General features: G+C 62.0%; 27 protein-coding genes and 1 riboswitch. Of the genes, 17 read left to right on the top strand and 10 right to left on the bottom strand.

The features are described from left to right. Positions 1–87 precede the first annotated feature (87 nt). The 5 genes from FQ320_RS02725 to FQ320_RS25490 form a co-directional block, all read right to left on the bottom strand. Positions 88–1,059, bottom strand: a complete 972-nt coding sequence (locus tag FQ320_RS02725) for an ABC transporter substrate-binding protein (protein ID WP_148469802.1) — start codon at positions 1,057–1,059, stop codon at positions 88–90. 616 nt (positions 1,060–1,675) lie between these two features. Next, a complete protein-coding gene (locus tag FQ320_RS02720; protein ID WP_187393752.1) occupies positions 1,676–2,347 on the bottom strand; it encodes an NnrU family protein in 672 nt (223 codons plus the stop codon). Continuing rightward, positions 2,347–3,546 carry an NnrS family protein gene (locus FQ320_RS02715; RefSeq protein ID WP_148469798.1) on the bottom strand — a complete coding sequence of 400 codons (1,200 nt, stop codon included), beginning with the start codon at positions 3,544–3,546 and terminating at the stop codon, positions 2,347–2,349. The genes FQ320_RS02720 and FQ320_RS02715 overlap by 1 nt, the downstream gene beginning before the upstream one ends. Next, on the bottom strand, positions 3,546–3,992 hold the full coding sequence (locus FQ320_RS02710) for a group III truncated hemoglobin (RefSeq protein ID WP_148469796.1): 447 nt from the start codon (positions 3,990–3,992) through the stop codon (positions 3,546–3,548). Before FQ320_RS02710 ends, FQ320_RS02715 begins: the two co-directional genes overlap by 1 nt. Next, complete coding sequence (locus tag FQ320_RS25490; protein ID WP_187393751.1) at positions 3,989–4,144, bottom strand: hypothetical protein; 156 nt, start codon at positions 4,142–4,144, stop codon at positions 3,989–3,991. The genes FQ320_RS02710 and FQ320_RS25490 overlap by 4 nt, the downstream gene beginning before the upstream one ends. Before the next feature lie 81 nt (positions 4,145–4,225). Between FQ320_RS25490 and FQ320_RS02705 the strand changes: the two genes are divergently transcribed. From FQ320_RS02705 to FQ320_RS02645, 13 genes are all read left to right on the top strand, one after another. Next, positions 4,226–4,654 (top strand): Rrf2 family transcriptional regulator, encoded by a 429-nt coding sequence (locus FQ320_RS02705; RefSeq protein WP_148469794.1) that lies wholly within the window; start codon positions 4,226–4,228, stop codon positions 4,652–4,654. A 199-nt stretch (positions 4,655–4,853) separates the two neighbouring features. Then, positions 4,854–5,633 carry a molybdate ABC transporter substrate-binding protein gene (gene modA / locus FQ320_RS02700; RefSeq protein ID WP_148469792.1) on the top strand — a complete coding sequence of 260 codons (780 nt, stop codon included), beginning with the start codon at positions 4,854–4,856 and terminating at the stop codon, positions 5,631–5,633. Further along, a complete protein-coding gene (modB, locus tag FQ320_RS02695) occupies positions 5,634–6,326 on the top strand; it encodes a molybdate ABC transporter permease subunit (protein ID WP_148469790.1) in 693 nt (230 codons plus the stop codon). Next, positions 6,323–7,405: a molybdenum ABC transporter ATP-binding protein gene (modC, locus tag FQ320_RS02690; RefSeq protein ID WP_148469789.1), complete on the top strand. Its 1,083-nt coding sequence runs from the start codon at positions 6,323–6,325 to the stop codon at positions 7,403–7,405. The genes modB and modC overlap by 4 nt, the downstream gene beginning before the upstream one ends. Positions 7,406–7,544: 139 nt before the next feature. After that, positions 7,545–7,751, top strand: a riboswitch (cobalamin riboswitch). Between the two features lie 125 nt (positions 7,752–7,876). Next, a complete protein-coding gene (locus FQ320_RS02685; RefSeq protein ID WP_148469786.1) occupies positions 7,877–9,694 on the top strand; it encodes a TonB-dependent siderophore receptor in 1,818 nt (605 codons plus the stop codon). Next, positions 9,681–10,580 (top strand): ABC transporter substrate-binding protein, encoded by a 900-nt coding sequence (locus FQ320_RS02680; RefSeq protein ID WP_255509360.1) that lies wholly within the window; start codon positions 9,681–9,683, stop codon positions 10,578–10,580. Before FQ320_RS02685 ends, FQ320_RS02680 begins: the two co-directional genes overlap by 14 nt. Beyond that, positions 10,577–11,560: an iron ABC transporter permease gene (locus tag FQ320_RS02675; RefSeq protein ID WP_148469784.1), complete on the top strand. Its 984-nt coding sequence runs from the start codon at positions 10,577–10,579 to the stop codon at positions 11,558–11,560. Before FQ320_RS02680 ends, FQ320_RS02675 begins: the two co-directional genes overlap by 4 nt. Beyond that, complete coding sequence (locus FQ320_RS02670) at positions 11,557–12,315, top strand: ABC transporter ATP-binding protein (protein WP_148469782.1); 759 nt, start codon at positions 11,557–11,559, stop codon at positions 12,313–12,315. Before FQ320_RS02675 ends, FQ320_RS02670 begins: the two co-directional genes overlap by 4 nt. After that, positions 12,312–12,980, top strand: coding sequence for an adenosylcobinamide amidohydrolase (locus FQ320_RS02665; RefSeq protein ID WP_148469780.1), 669 nt, complete (start codon positions 12,312–12,314; stop codon positions 12,978–12,980). Before FQ320_RS02670 ends, FQ320_RS02665 begins: the two co-directional genes overlap by 4 nt. 2 nt (positions 12,981–12,982) lie before the next feature. Continuing rightward, a complete protein-coding gene (locus tag FQ320_RS02660) occupies positions 12,983–13,615 on the top strand; it encodes a MotA/TolQ/ExbB proton channel family protein (RefSeq protein WP_255509342.1) in 633 nt (210 codons plus the stop codon). Further along, complete coding sequence (locus tag FQ320_RS02655) at positions 13,615–13,992, top strand: ExbD/TolR family protein (protein WP_370513009.1); 378 nt, start codon at positions 13,615–13,617, stop codon at positions 13,990–13,992. The genes FQ320_RS02660 and FQ320_RS02655 overlap by 1 nt, the downstream gene beginning before the upstream one ends. 5 nt (positions 13,993–13,997) lie before the next feature. Continuing rightward, positions 13,998–14,378, top strand: coding sequence for a biopolymer transporter ExbD (locus FQ320_RS02650; RefSeq protein WP_148469774.1), 381 nt, complete (start codon positions 13,998–14,000; stop codon positions 14,376–14,378). Then, a complete protein-coding gene (locus FQ320_RS02645) occupies positions 14,375–15,211 on the top strand; it encodes an energy transducer TonB (RefSeq protein ID WP_148469772.1) in 837 nt (278 codons plus the stop codon). The genes FQ320_RS02650 and FQ320_RS02645 overlap by 4 nt, the downstream gene beginning before the upstream one ends. A gap of 48 nt (positions 15,212–15,259) precedes the next feature. Here the strand turns inward: FQ320_RS02645 and FQ320_RS02640 are convergent, their stop codons facing one another. The 3 genes from FQ320_RS02640 to FQ320_RS02630 form a co-directional block, all read right to left on the bottom strand. Further along, positions 15,260–15,988, bottom strand: coding sequence for an SUMF1/EgtB/PvdO family nonheme iron enzyme (locus tag FQ320_RS02640; protein ID WP_187393750.1), 729 nt, complete (start codon positions 15,986–15,988; stop codon positions 15,260–15,262). A 25-nt stretch (positions 15,989–16,013) separates the two neighbouring features. After that, a complete protein-coding gene (gene nirK / locus FQ320_RS02635; protein WP_148469771.1) occupies positions 16,014–17,234 on the bottom strand; it encodes a copper-containing nitrite reductase in 1,221 nt (406 codons plus the stop codon). A gap of 71 nt (positions 17,235–17,305) precedes the next feature. Next, entirely contained in the window at positions 17,306–17,734 is a 429-nt protein-coding gene (locus FQ320_RS02630; RefSeq protein WP_187393749.1) for a pseudoazurin, read from the bottom strand. A 181-nt stretch (positions 17,735–17,915) separates the two neighbouring features. Here FQ320_RS02630 and FQ320_RS02625 point away from each other — a divergent pair, with 181 nt between their 5' ends. Further along, positions 17,916–18,617: a Crp/Fnr family transcriptional regulator gene (locus FQ320_RS02625; RefSeq protein WP_148470254.1), complete on the top strand. Its 702-nt coding sequence runs from the start codon at positions 17,916–17,918 to the stop codon at positions 18,615–18,617. 52 nt (positions 18,618–18,669) lie between these two features. Here the strand turns inward: FQ320_RS02625 and FQ320_RS02620 are convergent, their stop codons facing one another. Further along, positions 18,670–19,200, bottom strand: coding sequence for a thioesterase family protein (locus FQ320_RS02620; protein WP_148469769.1), 531 nt, complete (start codon positions 19,198–19,200; stop codon positions 18,670–18,672). A 132-nt stretch (positions 19,201–19,332) separates the two neighbouring features. Here FQ320_RS02620 and FQ320_RS02615 point away from each other — a divergent pair, with 132 nt between their 5' ends. The 3 genes from FQ320_RS02615 to yaaA all read left to right on the top strand — a co-directional run bounded on the left by FQ320_RS02615 (position 19,333) and on the right by yaaA (position 22,674). Further along, the gene (locus FQ320_RS02615; protein ID WP_148469767.1) at positions 19,333–19,620 is read left to right on the top strand and encodes a YggT family protein; all 288 of its coding nucleotides are present in this window, start codon (positions 19,333–19,335) and stop codon (positions 19,618–19,620) included. A 177-nt stretch (positions 19,621–19,797) separates the two neighbouring features. Further along, positions 19,798–21,846, top strand: coding sequence for a DNA helicase RecQ (recQ, locus tag FQ320_RS02610; RefSeq protein WP_148469765.1), 2,049 nt, complete (start codon positions 19,798–19,800; stop codon positions 21,844–21,846). Positions 21,847–21,891: 45 nt separating this feature from the next. After that, complete coding sequence (gene yaaA, locus FQ320_RS02605) at positions 21,892–22,674, top strand: peroxide stress protein YaaA (RefSeq protein ID WP_148469763.1); 783 nt, start codon at positions 21,892–21,894, stop codon at positions 22,672–22,674. On the opposite strand, the gene FQ320_RS02600 is transcribed toward yaaA, so the two are convergent. Further along, positions 22,659–24,803 (bottom strand): PAS-domain containing protein, encoded by a 2,145-nt coding sequence (locus FQ320_RS02600; RefSeq protein ID WP_148469761.1) that lies wholly within the window; start codon positions 24,801–24,803, stop codon positions 22,659–22,661. The two genes, yaaA and FQ320_RS02600, sit on opposite strands and share 16 nt — an antisense overlap. Positions 24,804–24,958 lie beyond the last annotated feature (155 nt).

Below are 24,958 nucleotides of genomic sequence, written 5' to 3'. Positions count from 1 at the left end.
GGTTTCTCCTTGTTATTGTTGCTCTTCAAAAAACGATGGCCGGGGCCGACATCTGTGGACGCCCCCGGCCGGATTTTTGGCGACTGCTTATTTCAGCAGTGCCGACAGCTTTTCTGTTGCGCCATCGTTGATCCAGGTGCTCCACTCATCGACATTGTTCTGGAGGAAATATACCGCCGCTTCTTCGTTCGAGGCGTTGTTTTCTTCTTTCCACGCCAGAAGCTGGCTCATCGTGTCGGTCTTGAAGGTGACGTTGCCCATCAACTCGGCGATGTCAGGATGGCTTGCCATGAAGTCCTTCGTGACAACGGTCAGCACGGGCGCGGCGGGGAACGCCGACGGCTTGGGATCGTCCGCTTGGGTGTTCTGGTTGTTCAGATGCGCCGCTTCGTCATATTCGCCCAGATCGATGCTGGTCATGGCGTATTTGCCCAGAGGCGTAGTCGGCCCCCAATAATAGCCAAACCAAGGCTTTTCGTCCTGATAGGCCGAGGCCATCGACGTCGCCAGTGTCTCACCCGAGCCGTGGTTGAAGACCTCAATCCCCGAGTCTTCGAGGTTGAAGGCGCGGACCAGGTTGTCACTGACAATGCGGCAACCCCAGCCATCGGGGCAGTTATGGAACATGCCGCCAACCAGTTCGGGGTTCGCCATCACGCCTTCGATTGTCGCAAGTTCGGGATGTGCTTCGACCAGATAGGTCGGCAGCCACCAGCCTTCGACGCCGCCGGGATCAAGCACCTGGCCCAATTCCTCGATCGTGCCGTCTGCTTTCAGCTTTTCATAGACTTCACCGGTGGAGTTGGTCCACAGCTCGGTCACGATATCGGGCTCGTTGTTTTCGGCCAGCGAGGTGATCGCAGGTGTGGTGTCGGACGGAACCACCGTCACGTCGCAGCCATAGCCCTGTTCCATCAGGAACTTGGAAACCGCCGTAACGATGGCCGCCGACTCCCAGGTCATCTCGGTGATTGTGACATCGCCGCATTGTTCCTGAGCCAAAACCGCCGTCGGGGCAGCAAGTGCCATAAAGGCCGCGCCGTAGATAACGTTCTTCATATGCAGTTTCTCCTTCAAGTGTCTGTCTTTGACGGGTCACAGCCTTGCGTTGCCGCATCCACCTAAAACCCATCAGTGCCACAGTCATGCCCTGTGCAGGCATTTGCCTGCGCGGCAATCTGGTGCCGTAAAGGCGGTGTGCGACGACGGGATTGGCCGAACTCGGTCGCCAACCTACCCTTATGCCTCAGGAATTCAACCTGATAAGTGCTCATTTGCGACATTAGGCGCGTCGCATTTGAATACTGAGTGGGGTTGACCACCTGACTCGGCGGTCGGTTTCTTGCCGATGCCGCAGCGATTTTGACCCGACGCAGGATGGTTTTTCACTTGAAAACAGGGCGACTTCTGCCTGCTATCCGCTTTGATTTATGGGGGTTAGCTGGCGCGGGGAGCGCGATTTACAGTATCGGAACCCTGCCAAGGGCCGAACAGCACCACAGGCGGGTCGCAATACGATTTCAGGGGCAAGGCCCACCGCGACGCAATTTCGTCTCTGCCGAACAGAAAAGGTCGCTGATGGCTCTGATGCCGGTGCGAAGCAGTGTTTCACAGGATCGGTTCAAACCGGAATTTCACGATGGTTCAGCCCGGTCCGACAGACAATCACGACAGCTCAGGGCAGCGGTGAGACACCCAGAACGACCGGGTGAAGCGCCAACAAGACCAGATAGATCAACGCAGCCAAAAGCAGCCTTATACCGACCCCGCTCCACGATTCCGGATGCGGTATGCGCGGGCCAAGGGCGATCTGTTGGCGCAAGGATGCCCAATGCTCTGCGCCCAGCGCGCGTTGCCTGCGCCGGTCAACGATCCGCATCCCCAGCATTGCAAAACCGGCGAACAGACCGAACAGGATCACATGCGCCAGATCGCCATTCGGCACCAGATGCGCCCCGGCCCACAGTGCCAGCCCCACCAAAAGCGGATGCCGCATCCATCGAACGATTCCGGGGTGTGCCGGATCAAAGCTTTCGTTGCGCGCCCCGCCAAAGGACAGCGGGTTGGGCCGGGCGATGCCAAAACACAAGATGAGACAGACCGCCGCCATGGCGACCAGCGGCACCCATGCCTGCCACGGCGCGCTGCTCCAGATGGCAACATAAGGCGCCTGCGCTGCCGCCACGATCAACCAAGCAAGAACCGCCAGCGACAGGACCGAATAGGCAATGGTGAACCCGCGTCGGCCCAGCACACCAACCAGCCGCGCCCGAACCGCAGGTCGAAGCGGCAGCCGGTGACTGACAAAGAACGCAACAAAAGCCGCGATGAATCCGGCCCAGCCCATCACGCCTTGCCGGGTTTCGCACGCAGCAGCAACGGACCGTACAGAACGACAAATCCGGCGAACGCGCCGATCCAGAACACTGCCGCCGCTTCAACCAGCGGCAGATCGGGCAGGATACCGGCGGCCAGCCGTGCAGTGACCGACAAGACCACCATGACATAAATCGCCACAGTGCCCGGCCCCGCCTTCAAGGGGCGTCCGGTGTGCCCCAGTGTCGCGCGTGTCATCACCGCCAAGGTCATCAAACCGATCGCCCCTGCCATCCACAGATGTTGTGCCGCGCCCGAGGCGAAGACATCAGGCCAAAGCATCGCGCCGCCCACGGCCAATGCGCCCAACGGCAAAAACCCATAGCCCACATGAAGCACCAGAACCAAAGGCTCGGCGGCAGTCAGCCATCCCCGCCAGCGGGCAAGGCGGATGATATGCAAAACACCCATCCCCAGCATGGCATATCCGGTCAGATCCGATGCGGGCCAGATCACCCACGACAGCATGGTCGCCGCCGTAAACAGCAACACCACCTTGTCGAACTGTTGCATGGGCGGGGCGGGGCGTGCGGGATGGCCCCGACCGACCAACCAGTTGCGGGTGAATGAGGGAACGACACGTCCGCCAATGAGAGAGATCATCATCACAGCCGTCCCAACCCCCAGCCGCAACCCGACGCCCTGCGCCGCAAACCGCCCCTGCGCCGCATCAAGATGGAACAGCCCGTTCGCAAGCGCGAATACGGCAAGCAAGCCCAGAACCGGCAGGTTCTTCCAGTTTCGGCCTGCCAGAATTTCGCGCAGGATCACCGCGCCCAACAGGATCGGAAAGGCCAGATCGATTCCGGCAGTCGTGCCCGATGAAAAGCTTGCCGAAAATGCAATGGCCACACGTCCCGCAAGCCAGAGCAATGCAAGCCCGCCCAGCCACCATCCGGTGACCGGCAACCGCCCGGTCCAGTTCGGCACCGCGGTCAGCAGGAAACCGGCAAGGATCGCGCCCAACGTCCCGAACAGAAACTCATGCGCGTGCCAGGACACCGGGTCAAAGCGTGTCGGAAGGGTCACCTGACCGCTCAACATCAAAACCCACAGCACCATCGCGCCGGCCGCACAGAGCGCCCCACCCAGAAAAAACGGGCGAAACCCGTAGGACAGTAAAGCCGGGCCTGACCAAGCGCGCATCCGCTGCGCGGTTCCGGCGGTCATCATCCGCTCCTTTTAAGCGACGGTGGGGTTCTCTTTGACCAGTCTTCGCCAAGAAAAGGCACAGGGCCGCGGTCATCCTGTTGCGGCAGGCCATAGCTCAGCCCGCGACCGACCCGGTGCGCCAATGCCGACCATGCCCGCGCCAGAGGTTCCGGCAATTCCTGCTCCAACGTGGCATCGAACAGCGACAGCCAGACAGGGAAATGCGCGGCCCGGACGTTGCCCGCCGCGCTGTGCACCTGCATCGGATTACCGTCATAACAGCGTTGCAACAAAAGCGCGTTGCGCCAGAATCGCCCGATCTTTTCTTCATGCGTTGGCCAGTCGGACACATGCGCAGCAAAAATCGGCCCCAGTGCCGGATGGCCACGCACACGTTCATAGAACCGCGCCACAACCCGGTCGATCTGCGCCTCGGTGACGGGAATTCGCGGTGGTATGTTCATACCATAACAATCCAGACAACGGTCAGGCAGACCACAAGATAGACCAGCGTGTTGACCAGCCAGCGGAGCAGACCTGCCTCACCTTCGGGGTTCACGCCCATACGCTCACAGACCTTTGTTCCGGGCCAGAGAAATGCTTCGGAAAGACTCATCGGTTCGGCTCCTTAACAAGTATTTTAGATGCGCAATATCTAACGCTTTTAATTGCGCATTGTAAATGCTAAATATAGCCGATGCAGTTGGATAAATTTACAGACTACGCTTTGCGTGTCCTGATGACCCTAGCGGTGCGCGCTCCGGCGCGGATTCCGACGTCCGAGATTGCGGCGGTCTTTGGGCTGTCCGAGAATCACCTGTCCAAAGTCGCCACGCAACTTGCCCGCGAAGGGTTCGTCGCCTCAGAGCGCGGCCGCAACGGTGGTTTGACCCTTGCACGTCCGGCGGATCAGATCGTTATCGGCGCTGTCGTGCGTGCGATGAAGCGCGGCGAACCGGTTGTCGAGTGTTTCGGGCCCGACAAGTCCTGCCTCATCCTGCCCGTCTGCGGATTGCGCGGCCCTCTGGCCGAAGCGCAGGAGGCATTCTTTGCCACGCTGGACGGTTACACTCTCAGTGATGTGACACGGCCGCGGCATGCACTCGCCACTCTGCTGGACCTTTGATTGATAGCGGCACAGCTGTCGCCGCGCCACCGCCTTCCCGTCCAGACCGGAAATCCGGACCCCAGAGACAGGCAAGGCCGATCTTGCGTTGGTTCTTACGCTCACCCTCGATATGTCTAGCGGGAAATAAGGCTTGCACTACGCATTGAGAATTTGCGATGCGTTTTAACGAACATATCGTACCCAAAAGGGCGCTGACATGGCGATCAAAACACCGCTTCGCAAGATTTTAGCGATGGTTGCCGCCGCCATCACACTTGTACCATTGCCCAGCGCCGCCGGTGATCTGACGGTTTTTGCCGCCGCCAGCATGAAGAACGCGATGGATGAGGTGTCGATGCAATGGGCAGAGCAAACCGGCCATACCGTCGCGGTGTCATTCGCGGCAAGCTCGGCACTGGCGCGTCAGATTCAGCAGGGCGCGCCTGCGGATATCTTCATCTCGGCCAATCCCGACTGGATGGATGTGCTTGAGAGTGACGATCTGATCCTGCCGGAAACCCGGTTTGATTTCCTTGCCAATACGCTTGTCCTTGTGGCCCACGGCAGCGACGCCGTGCCGGTCGAAATCTCGCAAGGCTTTGATCTGGCGGGCATGCTGGGGGAAAACCGGCTGGCCATGGCGATGGTCGATGCGGTGCCCGCTGGTATCTATGGCAAGGCGGCCCTGACAAGCCTTGGCATCTGGGATGATGTCGCACCCAAGGTCGCACAGTCCGACAACGTGCGTGCAGCACTCGCCTTTGTTTCCACCGGAGAGGCACCCTTGGGAATCGTCTATGCCACCGATGCCGTCGCCGACGACAAGGTGAGCGTGATCGCCACCTTCCCCGAAGGCTCGCACCCGCCGATCATCTATCCTGCGGCCATAGTCGCGGCGAGCGGGAACCCCCTCAATACACAGTTCCTTGAATTCCTGCGCGGTGATGTCGCGCGGATGGTGTTTGAGCGCCAAGGCTTTACCGTGCTGGACGAATAGTTGGATTGGCTCGGCCCACAGGAATGGCAGGCGGTCGCACTTTCACTGCGTGTCTCGCTGTGGGCGACCTTTGTCAGCCTGCCTTTGGGGATCTTCACCGCCTATGCGCTGGCCCGGTGGCAGTTCCCGGGAAAACAGGTGCTGAACGGCCTTGTGCATCTGCCGCTGATCCTGCCCCCTGTCGTCACCGGATATCTTCTGTTGCTGACGCTGGGCACCAAAGGGCCGATCGGCGGGCTGCTTGAGCAGGTGGGAATCGTCTTCGCCTTTCGCTGGACGGGGGCGGCGGTGGCGGCGGGCGTGATGGCGTTTCCGTTGATGGTGCGGGCGGTTCGCCTGTCGATCGAAGCGGTCGACCCTAAACTGGAACAGGCCGCGTCGACCCTTGGCGCATCGCCGCTCTGGGTGTTTGCCACCGTCACCCTGCCGCTGATCATGCCGGGAATTATTGCGGGTGCGATCCTCGCCTTTGCCAAGGCGATGGGAGAGTTCGGCGCGACGATCACCTTCGTGTCGAACATTCCCGGCCAGACCCAGACCCTGCCCTCTGCAATCTATGCCTTTCTACAGGTGCCCGGCGGCGAAAGCTCGGCCCTCAAGCTGGTGATCGTCGCGGTTGCCGTGGCGATGACCGCATTGCTGATGTCGGAATTCATCGCTGAACGCGTCGCACGCAGGGTCCGGGGCGCATGAGCCTGTCGGTCTCTGTCCAGCACGGGTTTCCGGATTTCAGCCTTGACGTTGCATTCAAAGCACCGCCGGGTGTCACCGCTATTTTCGGGCAGTCCGGCTCGGGCAAGACGACGCTGGTCAACGCCTTTTCCGGGCTGCTGCGGCCAAATTCCGGGCGGATCAGCGTTGATGGGCGCGAGTTGTTCGACAGCACGGCGGGGCGATGGATTCCGACCCATCGCCGCAAAATCGGTTATGTCTTTCAGGAAGGCAGGTTGTTTCCCCATCTGAGCGTCCGCCAGAACCTGCTGTACGGGCATTGGTTTGCAAAACGTCATGGCACTGCCGATTTCGACCATGTCGTGGAAATGCTTGGCATCGGGCCGCTGTTGGCGCGCCGTCCTGCCAAACTGTCGGGCGGTGAGAAACAGCGTGTGGCCTTCGGGCGGGCATTGCTGTCCGCCCCGCGTCTATTGTTGATGGATGAACCACTTGCCGCGCTGGACGAGTCGCGAAAGCTGGAGATCCTGCCCTATCTCGAACGTCTGCGCGACGAGACTGAAATTCCCATTGTCTATGTCAGCCACAGCGTCGCCGAGATTGCCCGGCTTGCGACAACGATCGTGGTTCTTAAAGACGGGCGCGTCGTGCGCTGCGGCCCTGCTGCCGAAGTGCTTGGCGATCCGGCGATTGCGCCGACATTGGGGGTTCGCGGGGCCGGGGCGGTCCTGTCGGCGCGGGTCGTTGCCCATCACGCAGACGGGCTGACTGAACTGGCCATCGGGACGGGACAGTTGTTTCTGCCGCGCATCCCATCGCCGGTCGGTGCCCGGATCAGGGTCAGGATCGCCGCACAGGATGTCATGCTGGCAACCAGCCGGCCCCGGGATATATCCGCGCTCAACCTGCTGGAGGGCACGGTGCGCGAGGTTCGCATGGGGGTTGGTCCGGGGGCGATCGTCACAATCGGTATCGGCACCCAAACGGTCCTTTCCCGCGTCACCCGGCGGTCGTGTGAGGCGCTGGAACTGGCCCCCGGAAAACCTTGCTTTGCGATCATGAAGTCCGTTGCGGTGGCGCCCGACGACATCGGCACGTGACGCCTGATTGATGCGGCGCCTGTTGCTGGGCGGGCGCGGTCGAGTTCTCACCCACCGGCGCACCCAAAGTGTTGCGACAGGATCACGGGCGCTCCCTCAGGCGCGTTCGTTTCCGGCCTTTCCAAAACGCCCAGTTCTTTGTATCAGGGAAACCTTCGGTCCGGACGGTCTGCCGTTCGGTTAAAAGGGAATGTGGTACGGCCAATCGGCCAATTCCACGACTGCCCCCGCAACTGTAGGCGGAGAGCGAAGCCGGTAATAACCACTGTCACGCCTGCGTGATGGGAAGGACCGGCCAAGCATTGACCCGCGAGTCAGGAGACCTGCCGAGGTGTTCACCCTGTCCGGGCGCGAGGGGCGTCGGGGCTGCGGAACGTCCGCTCGTGGTGTTTTCACCGTCTGCGGGGGTAAATCCCTCACAAGACACGTCAACGTCTGCCGGTCCGATTGGGCCGCTCCGAGGGAAAACTGATGACCCGTTCTTATTTGCTGGCCACTGTGGCTGTTATCGCGTCGGGGGTTCCTGCGCTGGCGCAGGACGCCTTCGAACTTGATACGATTGTCGTATCAGGGAGCCTTTCGCCCGTCACCACTGACAGCACCGGCGCCACCGTCGAGGTTCTGACCGGCGAGGATGTCGGGGCCAATGATTCGTCGGTCATCAACCGGCTGGACCGGCTTCCGGGCGTCAGCTCGACATCGAATGGCGGGTTTGGCACAGTTTCTTCGATACGGATCAGAGGCTTGCCAGCGGCGTATGTCGGTGTGCGGATCAACGGTATCAACGTGTCCGACCCGTCACAGACCCAGAGCATGTATAATTTTGGCGGCCTTACCGCCTCGGGCATCGGGCGTATCGAGGTCCTGAAAGGGTCACAGTCGGCGCTTTATGGTTCTGAGGCGATTGGCGGCGTTGTCGATATTCAGACATTCCGCCCCGAGCGGCTAGGATTCTCGACCGAAATTGCGGCTGAGGCGGGCAGCTTCGGCACATATTCCGGCACACTGAACCTCGGATACAAGACGGATCAGGGCGAGGTCGCATTGACCTTTGGACGGGTCGAGTCTGACGGTATTTCGTCCATCGCAGGCGACGACGAAGACGATGGATTCAAGCAGTCGACGCTGACATTCTCGGCGCAACACGCCGTCAACGATATGGTCACACTCGGCGGCGCAATCTATTACCGGGACGGAGAAACCGAAATCGACCGGTCCGCGACGGATAATTCAGGCACCAACTTTCAAGAAGAACTCGGCGCACGGATCTTTGCCGAAATGCAGACCGGTGCCGTCACCCATACGCTCAGCTTTTCCCACTTCGACGTGGATCGTCGCGATCCGACCGGGTGGACCAAACATTTCGCCGGAGAGCGCCGACAGGTTGCCTATCTCGGCAGTGCCGAGCTGGGCGCAATGTACACTCTGAACTTCGGGATCGATCGCACCAAGGAAGAGGCGTCGACAGACGGGATAACCGAGTCGGATCACACCACGTCGGCGCAGGCCGAACTGCTGTTCCGCCCGACCGACGCAATCGATATCTCTGCTGCCCTGCGCTATGATGACAATTCAAGCTTTGGCGGCAAGGCCACGGGCAGGCTTGCGGCGGTTTGGCGCCCGGCAGACGATCTGGCATTCCGGGCGGTTGTTGGAACCGGGTTCCGCACACCGTCGCTGTATGAGCGGTTCAGTGCGGCCGGCGACCCTGACCTTCAGCCAGAACAAAGCCGCAGCGTTGAGCTTGGAGTGGAAAAGTCGTTCAGCGATGTTGGATCCGTCAAGGCGACGCTGTTTTACACGGAAATCGACGATCGAATTGATTGGGACAACTTTGCCACGGTCTGTGGCAGTGGCTATGGCTGTTACACTCAGGTGTCCGGAAAAACCAAATCCAAGGGTATCGAACTGTCCGGTGAATACGCGCTTAACACCGCTGTCAGCCTTTACGGCAACTATACCTATACCGATGCGCAGACCAACGGTGACCGACTGTCCCGCACACCGCGCCATGATCTCGTTCTTGGGGCGAGCAGTGATTTTTCCGACAAGCTGAGCGGTTATGTGGATCTGCGCCACGTTGCCGACGTTATCCCAAGCATCTATGCGCCCGCCAATCACAAGGTTAAGGATTACACGCTGGTCGGGGTCGGCCTGTCCTATGATATCACCGACAATGCCACGGGGTATCTGCGGATCGAGAACGTTTTCGACGAAGATTACGAAACGGCTGGTGGTTATAACACGCCGGGCCGGGCCGCGTTCTTTGGCGTTCGTGCGAAGTTCTGATCGCATCACGCGTCTTGCCGCGTTCACCCTGATGGTGGGCGCGGCGGGATTGTCGCCCGGTCCGGGCGCGGCAGGTTTGTCGCCCGATCCGGGCGCTGCGGATCAAGTCACGGCGGCACCGCGCCGCGTCGTGTCGATGAATCTGTGCACCGATCAACTGGCCATGCTGGTTGCGGGCACAGGGCAGCTTTTGTCGATTTCCGATCTCTCTAGAGATCCGCGCAGTTCGGCAATGGTCGATGCGGCGGCGGCCTATCCGACCCATCACGGGCGGGCGGAAGAAATCTATCTGATGCAGCCCGATCTGGTGATCGCAGGCAGTTTTACCGCCCGCGCCAGCGTCGACATGCTCAAACGCCTGGGCATTCCCGTCGCGGTGTTCGATCCTGCGGATTCCCTGACTGATGTTGCGGATCGTCTGAAGCAAATGGGCGAGGTTCTGCACCAGCAAGACCGTGCCGAAACCCTGATTGCCCAATTCGAGGCGCGACTGGCGACCTTTCAGACCGAGATCGCATCGCACCCTCGCGCCGCAATTTACCATGCCAATGGCTATACTGCGGGGGACAAGACGCTGGCCTCGCAGATCCTGACCACCGCCGGTCTGGCAAATATCGCGGGCGAAGTCGGCTTCAGCGATGCCGGGTTTCTGCCGCTCGAGGTTCTGGCGATGGCGCAGCCCGACACGGTGATCACCAGCCGCCCCTATCCCGGTGGCTCGCGCTCGGAAGAGATCATGGAACATCCGGTGATCGAGACCCTGCGCCGCGCGCGACCCGAGGCAGCGATGACCGACAGCGATTGGGTTTGCGGCACGCCATATGTGCTGCAGGCGATCGACGATATGGTCGACCTGCGCCGTGACCTGCAGGGCGCAACCCGATGACCCGGCTTGCCCTGCTTTTGACTGCGCTGGTTGGGGTGTTGTTCATCACCGCATTGTTGGTCGGGCCTGCGGATATCGGCCCGCTGCAAAGCCTGACGGCGCTTGTGGCCGGTGACGAAGGGCCGATGACGCTGGTGATGCGTGAAATCCGTCTGCCGCGTGCCCTGCTGGGTCTGCTGATCGGGGGTTCGCTGGGGCTCGCCGGGGCGGCGATGCAGGGTTATCTGCGCAACCCGCTGGCCGATCCGGGGCTGATCGGCGTGTCGGGCTCGGCCGCGCTGGGTGCCGTGCTGGCGATTCAGACCGGGGTTGCGGCGGGTTTTGCTTTGGGCCTGCCGCTGGCGGCGCTTGGCGGGGCGCTGATCGGGATGTTTCTGGTGCTGGTGCTGGCGGGGCCACGCGGATCGTCCTTGACGCTGATCCTTGCGGGGATCGCCATTTCGGCACTGGCGGGGGCGTTCACCTCCCTCGTGCTGAACCTGTCGCCCAACCCCTTTGCCGCCAATGAAATTGTGTTCTGGATGATGGGCTCGCTGGCCGACCGTTCGATGACCCATGTGTGGATCGCGCTGCCGCTGATCGTGCTGGGTGCGGCGCTGCTTCTCTCGCTGTCGCGCGGGCTTGATGCCCTGACGCTGGGCGAGGACGCGGCCGAGGCCATGGGCGTGCGCCTCAGCCGCCTGCGCCTGACGCTGATCTTTGGCACCGCTGCCGTGGTCGGCGCTTCGACCGCAGTGGCGGGGGCGATCGGTTTTGTCGGGCTGGTGGTGCCGCATCTGCTGCGCCCCTTCGTGGGGGCACGGCCCGGTCGTCTGCTCTGGGCGTCGGGCCTTGGCGGCGCGGCGATGCTGCTTGCGGCGGATATTGCCGTGCGGGTCATCCTGCCCACCCGCGATCTGAAACTGGGTGTCGTCACCGCCCTGATCGGTGCGCCGCTGTTCCTGCATCTGATCTTTCGCACGCGACGGGACGGGATGTGAGCCTGCTGACTCTCAACGGATTTTCGGTCACCCGGCGCAAGCGTGAAATCCTGCGCGGGATCGATCTGCGCGTCGGGCCCGGCGAACTGGTTGGCATCCTTGGCCCGAACGGTGCGGGCAAGACAACGCTGATGCGCGCCGCGCTTGGGCTGATCGACGCGAGGGGGCACAGCTCGCTGGCGTCGCTCAACCCGCGCGAACGCGGTCGGGCCGTCGCCTGGATGCCCCAGTCACGGGAAATCGCATGGCCGGTGGATGTTGAAACGCTGGTCATGCTGGGCCGCACGCCGCATCTCGGGCCGGGTCAGCGCCCCAGTGACGCAGACCACGCCGCCGTCGAGCGTGCGTTGCAGCGCATGGGGCTGACCGGGTATCGCGCCCGCACCGCCACAAGGCTGTCGGGCGGCGAACAGGCCCGCGTGTTGATCGCAAGAGCCCTTGCGCAAGAAGCGCCGCTTTTGATGGCGGATGAACCCACAGCAGGGCTCGACCCGGCGCATCAGATCGCCACGATGCGCACCTTCGCCGCACTGGCCGGCGAGGGGCATTCGGTTATCGTTTCGCTGCACGATCTTGGCCTTGCCGCGCGCCATTGTACCCGGCTGATCGTGATCGACCGGGGCAAGATTGCCGCCGACGGTCCGCCGCTGGATGTGCTGACCCCGGATCTGGTGCGCGATACCTTCGGCATCAGCGCTTTTTTGCAGGTCACGCCCGATGGTCTGGTGTTTCAACCGCTGGAGGTGCTGGGATGAGCCTTGTCCGTCTTGCACAGCCCTGGCTGACCTTCGATCTGGGGGCCGAGATGCAGGTGCTGAGTTGGGCGATCAACCGGCCCGGCTTTGTCACTGCCCGGCGCATCGTCTGGCGCGAGGTTCGCAACGCCGATCTGCCGCGTGACATGGATGTGACGGGCTGGTTCAAGGACGAACTGAAAGCGCAGGGGTTTGAGGACACCGTCGCCTTTCTGACCTCGCGCCATGTCTGTTGCTTTCACGAGGCTTCCGCAAGCGTCGGTGCCACGACCGCCGATTGCGTCGCAACTGTCGGATTGTCCAACGCCGAACGGGTCGGGCATCGTGAGAACCGTCAGGCGCAGGACTGGGGAACGATCAACATTGCCGTGCGCGTGTCTGACGCCTTGTCGCAGACCGGGCTGATCGAAACGCTCAGCATCGCCACACAGGCTCGCACGGCGGCGATCATGGACATCGACCTGCCGCTCACCAGCGGTATCGCAACCGGCACGGGCACCGATTGCATCGCGATTGCGGCACCGCCGGGGCAGTCGGACTATGCCGGGTTGCACACCGCTCTGGGAGAAGCTGTGGGGGCCGCAGTCTATCGCGCCACGGCCTTGGGCGCGCAACAATGGCAGACCGATATCGGACCAAGCCTGAAAGGGATGATGGGGCAATGAGGATGACAATGGATACAGAGGCAGCACAGAGGTTTCTTGAAACCGGCGGACCTGCACTTGTCGCGATCGCGGTGCTTTCGGTGCTGACCCTCGCGATCATCCTGTGGAAACTCTGGCGGCTTTTGTTGGCGGGTGCGTGGTCATCACGGCAGGCGACACGATTGGTCGATGCGGCCATTGCGGGAACCGAGGCGGGCAAACCGCGCGCCCGGCGCAACATACGGGCGCGTTTCGTGGCGGGTGCGCTGGCGGCCCGGTCGTTGCCAGACATTCTGGCCCGGGAAGAAGTCACACGGCTGGCCGGACGCGAGCTGACGGCGTTGCGCCACGGGTTGCGTCCGCTGGAACTGATCGTGACAATCGCCCCGCTGATCGGTCTTCTTGGCACGGTTCTGGGAATGATCGAGGCGTTTCAGGCGCTGGAGACAAGCGGCGGTCAGGCTGATCCCGCCATTCTGGCCGGTGGTATCTGGGAGGCGCTGCTGACCACGGCGGCTGGCATGGCCGTTGCCATCCCGGCTGCGGTGGCGCTCAGCTGGTTTGAAGGGATCGCAGAACGCGTGCAAGCGGATATGGAGGATATGGCGACCAAGCTGTTCATCCATGCGCCGGAACGGCCCGCAAAGGCAGCCTGATGTTCAGCTTCGCGCCCCCAAGGCCGCGTCGCAGGCCAAGTCTGACACCGATGATCGACGTGGTTTTCCTGTTGCTGGTATTTTTCATGCTCGCCTCGCAGTTCGGGCACGACAACGCGCTGCCGCTCTCAGCGCCCGGAAGTGCCGGCCCCTATACCGGTCCGCCGCGGCTGGTCGACATCGGGGCAGGTGACCTGCGTCTGAACGGAGTCGCTGTTGCGCCGGATCTGCTGGTGACACAGCTGCGCCCGCTGATGGACGATGCCGATGATCTGATCATTCTGCGCGGCGGTGCCGACACCACCCTGCAACGGCTGATCGACGTGGCGCGGGCATTGCGGCAGGCCGGATTCACTCGGCTGACGGTGGTGGAGTAGCGCCGATGCAGTTCAAACCCGTCCCCCGCCGCCGCATCGCGGAATCTGTCGTGCCAATGATCAACGTGGTATTTTTGCTGCTGATCTTTTTCATGATGACTGCGCGGATCGCCCCCGCGCCGCCTTTCGACCTGACCCTGCCGGTTTCGCCAAGCGACAACCCGCTGGACGAAGACATGACCTTCTATGTCTCTGCCGATGGCGGGGTCGGATTTCGGGGTGGTTTGGACGACGCTGCCTGGATGACGCTCGCGGGGGTCAAGGCAGATCAGCGGCTGACCATTCGCGCCGATGCCGACCTGCCCACGCCAAAGATTGCGGCGGTCCTGGCACGGCTGGCGGGTATGGGGTTTTCCTCCATTGATCTTGCACTGCGCGGATCATGAGACAGGTTGCGGAATTCACCGTCTTTCTGATGCTCGCCACGGTGTCGCATCTCGCCCTGTTTCAGCGTGATACGGCGGGCGTGGCACCATCGGCAGGCAGCGCGGGCGGCGACATGATCACGCTGGCGGCCAGCACCGAGGACGTCTCTGCCATGGTCGCGGAATGGGATCGCCCGGTGGAGACGCTCCAGCAGATCGATACGCCCTCACCCGTCGCCCCGGTCGCGCCGCAGGAACCGTCTTTGAGCCAACCCGTCCGACCCGAACTGCCCGAGCGCCCGATCATGCCGATGGCGGCGACCGCGCCGCCTGATTTTGAACGCCTTCCCACCATCGACACCGCAGCGCCGCCCTCGCCACTGGCGGTCACCGCCTCTGTCCGCCCCAAGCTGCGCCCGGCACCGCGAAAACAGACCCTGACTGCCCCGGCCAAGCAATCCGAATCCGCCAAACGCCAGCCCACCAAAAGCCAGACCGCCAAGGGGTCTGGGCAGCGCAAGGCATCCGGCAATGATGCCAGCGCAAAAACGACAGCCAAGCGGCAGGCGGCAAGCCCGGCCCTGATGGCGCAATGGGGCAACAGCATCCGCGCCGCAGTGGAACGCCGCAAAAGATACCCCGCCGGCACCCGCAGCCGTGGCACAGCGATCCTGTCGATCGGTGTATCGACGGCAGGCGCGCTGTCATCGGTGCAACTGCGACAATCCTCGGGCGAAGCAAAGCTTGATCAGGCCGCCCTGACTGCCGTCAGACGTGCGCGCTTCAAACCGGCACCCGGCGGATTGCCCGCCGGAGTTCACCATTTTTCATTGCCAATCGCGTTCAATCCCTAAGCGTGCAGCGGCGAAACAAAGGCTAAAACCCGGGACGCAGACAGATTTTCAGGACGCCACGTCCGAAAACAGCCGCAAGCCCAGATGCGCAGGCGGCACACCGACCGCACACCCACCGCGCGCCGGGTCGCGTTCCAGAAACGACATGGCCGCGATATGCAGCCCGGCGACATAGAATGCCGGACAGCGGTCGGGCGTCAGCGGCTCTCCGGTTCCGGCATAGCAGTCCTGCGTCCATTCCCAGACCGACCCACCCAGATCAGAGACGCCGTCGTCCGTGGTTGAAAAGCTGCCCGAAGGTTTCAGGGCGCGGGGAATGCTTGCCTCGACCATATAGGCAGAGGCCCAGCGCAGGGACGGATCGGTAAACAGCGGTTCCGGCTTGTCCGGCAGAACACCCTGCGCAACCTCGGTCCATTCGGCCACACCGGGCAGGCGATACGCCCCGCCGGTTTCGTGGTTCAGCCAATCGATATATTGTTGCGCATCGGGATGACTGATCCCGGTCGCGGGCGTGGTGGCGGGCTGTTGATCCGAACGCACGACGATCTGCAGCGCACAACCGCCCGAGTCATGACAGGCGTTCCATTCCGCCACCGTGACCTGATATTTCTGCACCCAGACGGACCTGTCGGTATCCACCGAAATCGGCCCAATCATATCTGGTAAAAACGCCGGATCGGGGCCGCGTGGCATCCACGCGACCCCGGCGATTATCGCACCCGCCACCAAGGCCGATCCCAGCATCACCGATGCGATCCTGAATTGGCGTGTCATGACGGGCGCTCCCTTTTTTCCGGTGTCAGACTTCGGCCTGGCGGGGCGCCACGATCTGCTCCATCAGGTCATTGTTCCACTCGCCATCCACCACGAAATGCGCGGTCGCGCCCAGTATCGCCGCTTCGATCAGGTTGTGGTTGACGTAGGCGTAAACCCCCGGCTGCTCGAACTTGTACATCGCCGCCATGGCTGTCCCGCCACGCACGAACCATGTCTCGACACCGGTCAACGGCGGCTCGGCAAAGCCGGTTTCCCAGACGTAGTCACCGTGACCGCCAATCAGATGCGGGCGGCTGTCCCTGTTGGACTGGTTGTGGATCATCAGCACGGTATTGCCCACTTTCGAGTGCAGCGCCTGGGTGCCGGTCAGCGCCCCGACAGAACCGTTGAACACCACATGGCTTGGCGTCAGCGTCCGCATCGCCTCAAGCGATTCGGCATAGTCATCGCCAGCATTGGAGTAGGTCTTGTAGGTCCCGTCGGCGTTCCTTGGCAGATAATAATCCTGCTCTCCGATATAGGCGATTTCGTCATAGGGCAGCGCGTTGCCGTCCTTGTCCTTCAGCCCGTCACGCGGCAGCACCATGACGGCGCCGTTCATACCGTGGCAAACGTGGTAGGGGATCATCGCGCCGCCGGGTGCGCAGTGATAGGTAAAGCAGCCCGGTTTGGTCGCCTTGAAGCGCAGCACGGTTTCTTCGCCCGGATAGATATGCGTCAACGCGCCGCCACCCAAAGCGCCAGTTGCGGCGTGAAAGTCGATGTTATGCTCAAGCTGGTTCCGCCCAAGGCTTTTCAGCGTCAGTTCGATATAGTCGTCCTGATGCACGATGATCAGCGGACCGGGAACCGAACCGTTATAGGTCATTGCCCAGATCGACGCGCCGGTGTCTTCGTCGACCACCATCAGGCGTTCGTCCACGACCAGCTCGACCTCGATGATTTTCGGGCCACCCTGTGCGACCTGTTCATGTTTCGGTGCGAAGGGCGGGCGGACCATCTTCTGCTTGACCCGCTCCAGCCCGGACAGATCGACAGGCGCGGCCTGATCGATCTGCTGTTGCTGGACGCGCAGCATGTTGGCGCCGGGCATGTTGATCCGCGGTGGCGCGACCGGCGCGCGTGTGACCGTCGCAGCCGAGAGCATGGAACCGGTCAGCGCCGCGGCGCCTGCCAGTGCAGTGCCGCGCAGAATATTGCGCCTGCCGGCGGATTGTGGTTTTTCATCAGTTGGATATGTCATCTCAAGTACCTCAGAATAATCCGGGAAGGGTGGGTATCGCTTTGACCGGACAGACCAAAGCGATAGGGGCCCTATTGGCTGGCAAGCTGTTCCTCGAAACGCTTTTTGGCGTTCTTTGGCAGACGGCCTTCCAGCAAATCTGCGGGCGCCTCATCGTCGCCGACGGCAATGGTCATCACCATTCCCATGGCAAAGTGCGGAGTGCATTTCACGCCATAGAACCCCGGAACATCCAGTGTAACCTCGATTTCCTCGTTGATCTTGGAGCTGAAGGCGTCGGCGCCTTCGGGAACCATGCCATCGATGCTTTCAGCATTGTGGCCTCGATCGGTGGCGACGAATTTTACGGTATCTCCGGGCGCAATCCGAATGAACGAAGGCTCAAAGACCATCGTCCCCGCTTCGCCCTTGTTAAGCATCTGCACCTCAACCGTATCGGCCAACACCGGGCCGGAAAGCATCAGTACAGTCGCAATCGCTACGCCAACTTTGGTAAACATGCCGTTTCCTTTCAATCTCTATCTGTCTTGAGGTACATCTAGGGACGCCGCAGCAGCAGCACTTTGCGATTTCGCAAACTTCGGGCAGGTTCCTGCACCAAAGAAGCAAGCGATGGCGGTGAAAATTCGGAATTCCTGTGGGGAACAGCCAACAGGGCACGTTGATCGGGTAAAAAGTATGATGCGAAAACTTGACGAAAGCCTGCTGTCCCACCTTGCGCCCTTTGCCGGGCTGACAAGGGACGAAATCCGCGAGATCCTCGATCAGGCCTCGACGCAGCGCTTTAACGCGGGCGAATCGATATTTGACGAAGGCGCGGTGGCCGAGCGGTTTTTTCTGCTGCTGGATGGCTATGTCCGGGTGGTGCGCATCACCGACGGGGGCGATCATGTGACGGTGCTGCATATTCCGTCAGGGCAATTATTCGGAATCGCAAGCGCCCTTGGCCACACAAATTATCCCGCCACTTCAATCGCCGTTTCAGAGTCGATCACGCTTGCCTGGCCGATGCGGCTCTGGTCCGACTTCGAAGCGCGCTATGAGGGATTCTCCACAGCGACCCAACGCGCCGTCGGCAAGCGGATGACCGACATGCATGACCGTTTCGTCGAAATGGCAACGCAGCAGGTTGAACAACGTGTGGCCAACGCCCTGCTGCGGCTGATCAACCAGATGGGGCGCAAGACCGATCAGGGAATCGAAGTGGATTTTCCGATCACCCGGCAGGATCTGTCGCAAATGACCGGAACCACGCTGCACACCGTCAGCCGTTTGCTGAGCGCGTGGGAAAAAAGCGGGATCGTCGAAAGCCGCCGCAAGCATATCGTCGTCAGTCGACCGCAAGAGCTTGTTCTCAAGGGAAAACCCGGCGCGCAGCACTGACGAGTGCCGGTATCCTGCTGACAATGGGCGCGCCCGTCAGCAGGCACCGCGGTTACGTTTGCGGTGGCCAGGGGCGGGACGCATCGGCATCGATCCAGCCCTGAACCCAGTCGGGCAAGGCGGGGCTGGGCTCGTGGTGCCCCATCTTGGCCGCCGCGACCGCCATTGGAACCATACCATTCACCGAGGTGACGGCATTGCGGAACAGCGCATTCGACGTCGCCTCGCCGTTTCGCCACATCGATTGCTCCAGATAAAGGAACCGGTCGTCCCAGCCGAGGATCCGTGTGCGCATTTCGACCCGGTGAAACAGCCGCACCCGGCGGCGATACCGCACCGAAGACCCCGCGACGGTCCCACCCCAGCGGTTGCGGCGCATCACGTCAATCACGCCGGTACGCTGAAACAGCACCATTCGCCCCAGATCATAGAGCGTCAGCGTCCGCCCGTTGTTCAGCTCCATCCAGACATCGATGTCCTGAGGCCAGCAGAGATGGTGCGACACATGGGTGTCAAAAAGCCCCAGACGGGGCTTCCTGCGGTGGATCAGCATTTCCTTGGCCAGTCGTATCACCGGATACATCGGCGGACTCCTTTTTCGGGTCGGGTGCTCCGATCAGACCCCGATGTCAAAACAGACGTTGCGGCAATCGCTTGCCCTCGCGGGCCAGTGCCCTTACCTGTGCTGCGGTAACACGGTGTAAACGGGCGGGCCATGACTTCGATTTTTCAAATTCTTATGCTGATCCTCGATGTGGTGTGGTTCATCATGATCGCGCATATCATCATGTCGTGGCTGATCAACTTTCAGGTGCTGAACCTGCGACAGCCAATCGTCGGGCAGATCTGGAATGGTCTGAACCGTCTGCTTGAGCCGATCTATGGGCCGATCCGTCGGATCCTGCCCGATCTAGGCGGCATCGATCTGGCGCCCCTCGTCGCGCTGATCGCGGTTTATGCCTGCCGGATCGTTCTGGTCAACAACGCCGGCGCATTTTACTGAGCGCGGATGCGAGGGGCTGGCCCCTCGCGCTCCCCAGAGTATTTTCACAAAGAAGAAGCCAAGGGTCCGGTGCAGGGACCGCCGGGTGCGGAATGCTTCGCGCCTTGGTCTTGTGGCCTGATTCCCCATCTGCGATTGTCGGCGTTCACAAGCAGCTAAACGGGGCCGAACAGATTCATGCAAGAACCTTCCGACCTTTTGGCGTCCGTCTTTGGATTCTCTGAATTCCGCGCCGGTCAGGCCGAGATCGTGGCGGCGGTGACGGCGGGGCAGAACACACTGGCCATCATGCCCACGGGTGGTGGAAAATCGCTGTGTTTCCAGCTGCCCGCCCTGTGCCGGGACGGGGTCACGGTGGTGATATCGCCGTTGATCGCCCTGATGCGCGACCAGGTGCGCGGGCTGCGCGAGGCAGGGGTGAATGCAGGCGCCCTGACCAGCGGCAACACCGACGAGGAAACCGAGGAGGTTTTCGCGGCACTGCACGCGGGCGAGATGAAGCTGCTTTATATGGCACCCGAACGGCTGGCCATGGGGGGCACCGAACGGCTTTTGCGTCAGATCGGCGTATCGATGATCGCCGTCGACGAGGCGCATTGCGTCAGCCAGTGGGGCCATGACTTTCGACCTGATTATCTGCGGATCGGCGATCTGCGGCGCTCTCTGGGCGTGCCGCTGGCCGCCTTTACCGCCACTGCCGATGCCGAAACCCGGGACGAGATCGTCACGCGATTGTTCGATGGGAGGGCACCGACGGTTTTTCTGGGCGGGTTCGACCGGCCCAACATCCACCTGGCCTTTGCGCCCAAGGACGGGCCGCGCAAACAGATTCTGGCCTATGCCGCCGCGCGGCGGGGACAATCGGGAATCGTTTATTGCTCCTCGCGTGCCAAGACCGAAGACTTGGCCACCGCCCTGCGCGCCGATGGGCACACGGCCTGCCATTACCACGGCGCGATGGATCCGGTGGAACGACGCATTGTCGAGGGGCGGTTCTCGCAGGAGGACGGGTTGATTGTCACCGCCACGGTTGCCTTTGGCATGGGCGTGGACAAGCCGGATATCCGCTGGGTTGCCCATGCGGACCTGCCGAAAAGCATCGAAAGTTATTATCAGGAGATCGGCCGTGCGGGGCGTGACGGCGCACCGGCGGAAACCCTGACGCTGTACGGGCCCGATGACATTCGCCTGCGCCGCACCCAGATCGACGAAGGGCTGGCGCCCAACGACCGCAAGTCTGCCGACCACGGACGGTTGAACGCGCTTCTGGGTCTGGCCGAGGCGCTGGGCTGTCGGCGTCAGGTGTTGCTGGGATATTTTGGCGAAACCGCCGAACCCTGCAACAATTGCGACCTATGCGACAAGCCCCCCGAGGTGTTCGATGCCACCACCGCCGTGCGCATGGGGCTTTCGGCGATCCTGCGCACCGGCGAATATTTTGGTGCTGGGCATCTGATCGACGTCGTTCTGGGCAACGCGACCGACAAAGTACGCCAGCGCGGGCATGACAGCCTGCCCACCTTTGGGGTCGGCAAGGACTGGACCCGGCCCCAATGGCAGGCGATTTTCCGGCAGATGATGGGCCGCGATCTGATACGTCCCGATCCCGAACGCCACGGCGCGCTGCGGATGACCGAAGACGCCCGCCCGATCCTGCGCGGCGAGGCGGGGATATCCCTGCGCTCGGACGTGGTGAAGGCGGCCCAGACAGCCCGCCCCGCGGTGAAGGCGATGGTCAGCGACGAGGATGCGCCACTGCTCTCGGCGCTCAAGGCAAAACGCCGCGCGCTGGCCGAGGCGGGGCGGGTGCCAGCCTATGTGATTTTCACCGACCGCACGTTGGTTGAAATGGCCGAACGGCGTCCCGCAACACTGGACCAGATGGCCGGCATCGGCGGGGTCGGGGCGAAAAAGCTGGAACGCTATGGTGCGATATTTCTGGAGGTGATCACCGGCGCCGCAACGCCCCAGATGCATCCGACCCGGCGTAAAATGGCCGGACGCGACGCTGGCGCTCTGTTCGACCGGCTGCTGGCGGCGCAACAGGATCTTTCTCGCGGGCCTGATGGGATCGACAAGCCGATGTCCTGCACCCCCTCCACCCTGCGCCAGATCGCCGAGCGCCGCCCGGCGTCGCTGGACGCGCTGGAGCGGATCACGGGCATGGGCACACAGAGGGCGGAAAGGTTCGGCGCGGCGTTCCTGGATGTGCTTGCGACGGGTTGAGCCTGCGGCACCGCCTGATAGACCTGTCGCAAATAGGGGGTGATCATGCTTGTGGTGCTTTCTCCGGCCAAGCGGCTGGACTGGGATGTGACTGGACCGGAAATGGAGCGTGTGACGACGCCCGATTTCCTGCCCGAGGCGGCGCGACTGGCCGCCCATGCGCGACAGTTGTCCCTGCGCGATCTGAAGGGCCTGATGGCCCTGTCCGATGATCTGGCACGGCTGAACCGTGACCGGTTCCGCACCTATGCCGATGATCCGACGCCCGAAATCCTGCGCCCCGCCGCGCTGGCCTTTGCCGGTGATACCTATATGGGGCTTGAGGCGCGCAGCCTGTCGGGGGAAGACATGGATTGGGCGCAGGACCATTTGCGCATTCTTTCAGGGCTTTACGGACTGTTGCGGCCGCGCGACGGGATTCAGCCCTATCGTCTGGAAATGGGCAGTCGGCTGAAAACCCGGCGGGGCCAGAACCTGTATGACTTCTGGGGGACGGTGATTGCCGGGGCGCTGCGCGAACAGGCCGAAAGCCTGGGCACCGATACGCTGATCAACTGCGCCAGTCAGGAATATTTCGGGGCGGTCGACCTTGCGGCGCTGAAGCTGCGGGTCGTCACGCCGCAGTTCATGGAATTGAAGGACGGTCGCGCCCGGATCGTCAGTTTCTTTGCCAAGAAGGCGCGCGGTGCCATGGCGCGACATATCGTCGAACACCGCCTGACCGAGGCCGACGCAATCCTGTCATTCGATACGGGCGGATATGCCTACGATCCGGATTTGTCGGAACCGGACCGGCCGGTGTTTCTGCGCGACTATCCCGCCCCCTGAGCCCTCCGCGCCGTTTCGATATGGCGCAGCAGCGCCTCGCGGCTCAGGGGTTTGGACAGGTGGTGATCGATCCCGGCGGCAAAGATTTCAACCTTGTCGCTGTCCATCGCATGGGCGGTCATCGCAACCATCGGGGTGCGGGGCAGCCCATTCGCCGCCTCGTGGGCGCGGATCTGACGCGCGGCCTCGCGGCCATCCATACCGGGCATCGAGATATCCATGAAGATCAAGCCGGGCGGATCGGCGCGAAAGGCGGCGACGGCGGCGGTGCCATCCTCGACCAGATGCAGGTCGATCCCCGAATCCTTGAGCATCTTGCACAGCACCAACCGGTTCGTGCGGTTATCCTCGGCCGCGAGCACGCGCAAGACGCCCACCCCGGATGTGCCGGAAACGGCCCCGTTCAATTCAGGTTCAAGCCCGGCAGGGGCTTCCATCTGCGCGGCGGCCAGCGGCAGGGTGACGGCAAAACAACTGCCACGCCCCACGACGGAGCTTATCGAAATTTCACCGCCCATCAGCCGCGCCAGCTGCCGGCTGATCGCAAGGCCCAGCCCGGTGCCGTCGAAACGACGGTTGCGATCGTCTTCGACCTGATTGAACTCACCGAAAACATGTTCCAGCCTATCCGCGGGAATGCCGATGCCCGTATCTTCGATCCGGAACGAAACCTGCCCCGGGCCGTCCGGTGCGACGATCACACGCACATGGCCCCGGGCGGTGAATTTCAGCGCATTGCCCACAAGATTGGTCAGAATCTGGCGAATCCGGCCTGCGTCACCCATGACGACAAGTGGAACCGCCGGATCAATCTCGGTCAGCAGCGTGATCGGACGGTCATTGATTGACGGGTTCAGCAGGCGGACCACCTGCCCGACCAACCCGGGCAGATCAAAGGGGGCTTCGCGCAGGGGCATCTTCTGTGCCTCGATCCGGGAAAAATCCAGAATGTCGTTCAGAATCTGCAACAGAGCCTCACCCGACGATTTGATCGTATCGACAAACAGCGCCTGTTCGCTGGACAGCGGACTGGACTTCAACAGTTCTGCCATGCCGACAACCCCATTCAGCGGAGTGCGGATTTCGTGGCTCATGTTGGCAAGAAAGGCCGACTTGGCGCGGCTTGCCGCCTCGGCCCGCGCACGTTCGGCCTCAAGAGCGGCCTGATGCTGCTTGATCTCGGTGATATCGACCCGCAGGGCGACCCGCCCGCCATCCGGCGTGGCCTTTTCCATGATCCGCACCCAACGGCCATCGCTCAGCTTTTGGTCAATTTGCCGGTCGGCGCGGCGGTGTTCGGCAATCCGTTCTTCCAGCCACTCTTCCTCGCGACCGACCGCGCCTTCGATCGCACCGCGCCCAAGACCGATCCGCAACATGTCTTCGAACGTTATTCCCAGCGGTGCAACCGTGACCGGCAAATCATAGAGGTCGCGATAGCGCTGATTGCACATCACCAACCGGTCTTCCTGATCGAACAGGGTAAAGCCATCTGGAATGGCCTCGACCCCGGCCCACATCCGCAATTGAGCGGTCTGGTTGACGCCCAGCGACACCTTGCCGCCATCAGGGGTCACGCGATCCACCAGTTTGATGATCTGACCGTTCCACAACCGCACGATAATCGGATCGGGCGGGGCCTGCCGCCAGCGATCCAGCATCATCCGGCGCCAATCGTTCGAATCGCCGCCGGGATCGACAATGCCTTCGGCCAGCAGAACATCGACGAGATCAGCATAAGAAATGCCGGGCTTTACGCAATCCATCCCGTCGAACACCGAAAGATAGGCACGGTTGGCCAAGACCAGACGATCATCGGAATCAAACAGCGCGAAACCATCCGTCACCGATTGCAGGGCCGCCCACAGACGGGTTTCGGCCAGATCGGCAGCGGTGGTCGCCTGCTCCAGCCGATTGCAGGTATCGTCAAATTCTCCGCGCAACGATGCAGTCTGCGAACGGATGGTTTCCATTTCGCCGCGCTTTTCCATGATTTGCCCGGACAGCGCGCGGGCATGTTCGGCCAGCTTGCGGTTGGCGGCGCGCAGATCGCGCTGCCGCATTTCAAGCAGGCGTTCCGCCGCCAACCTGGCGCGCCGTTCATTCGCCAGAAGCGATGGAAGATCCATTGTTACACACCGCGCGACATTCTGCCGCTCCCTTGCTCAGCAACAGATGCCGATCATAGGTAAATAACACCTTAAACTGCGGCGATTCAGCGGCAAATAAAGCGATGCTTGTCAGGGCTGCCGGGCCTGTGCGACCATGCCGCAAACTTTTCGCA

The sequence above is a fragment of the Oceaniovalibus sp. ACAM 378 genome, assembly GCF_008085915.1.
Lineage (GTDB): Bacteria > Pseudomonadota > Alphaproteobacteria > Rhodobacterales > Rhodobacteraceae > Oceaniglobus.
Note: the sequence above shows the minus strand (reverse complement) of the source record. Positions and strands in the feature narration are given on the sequence as shown.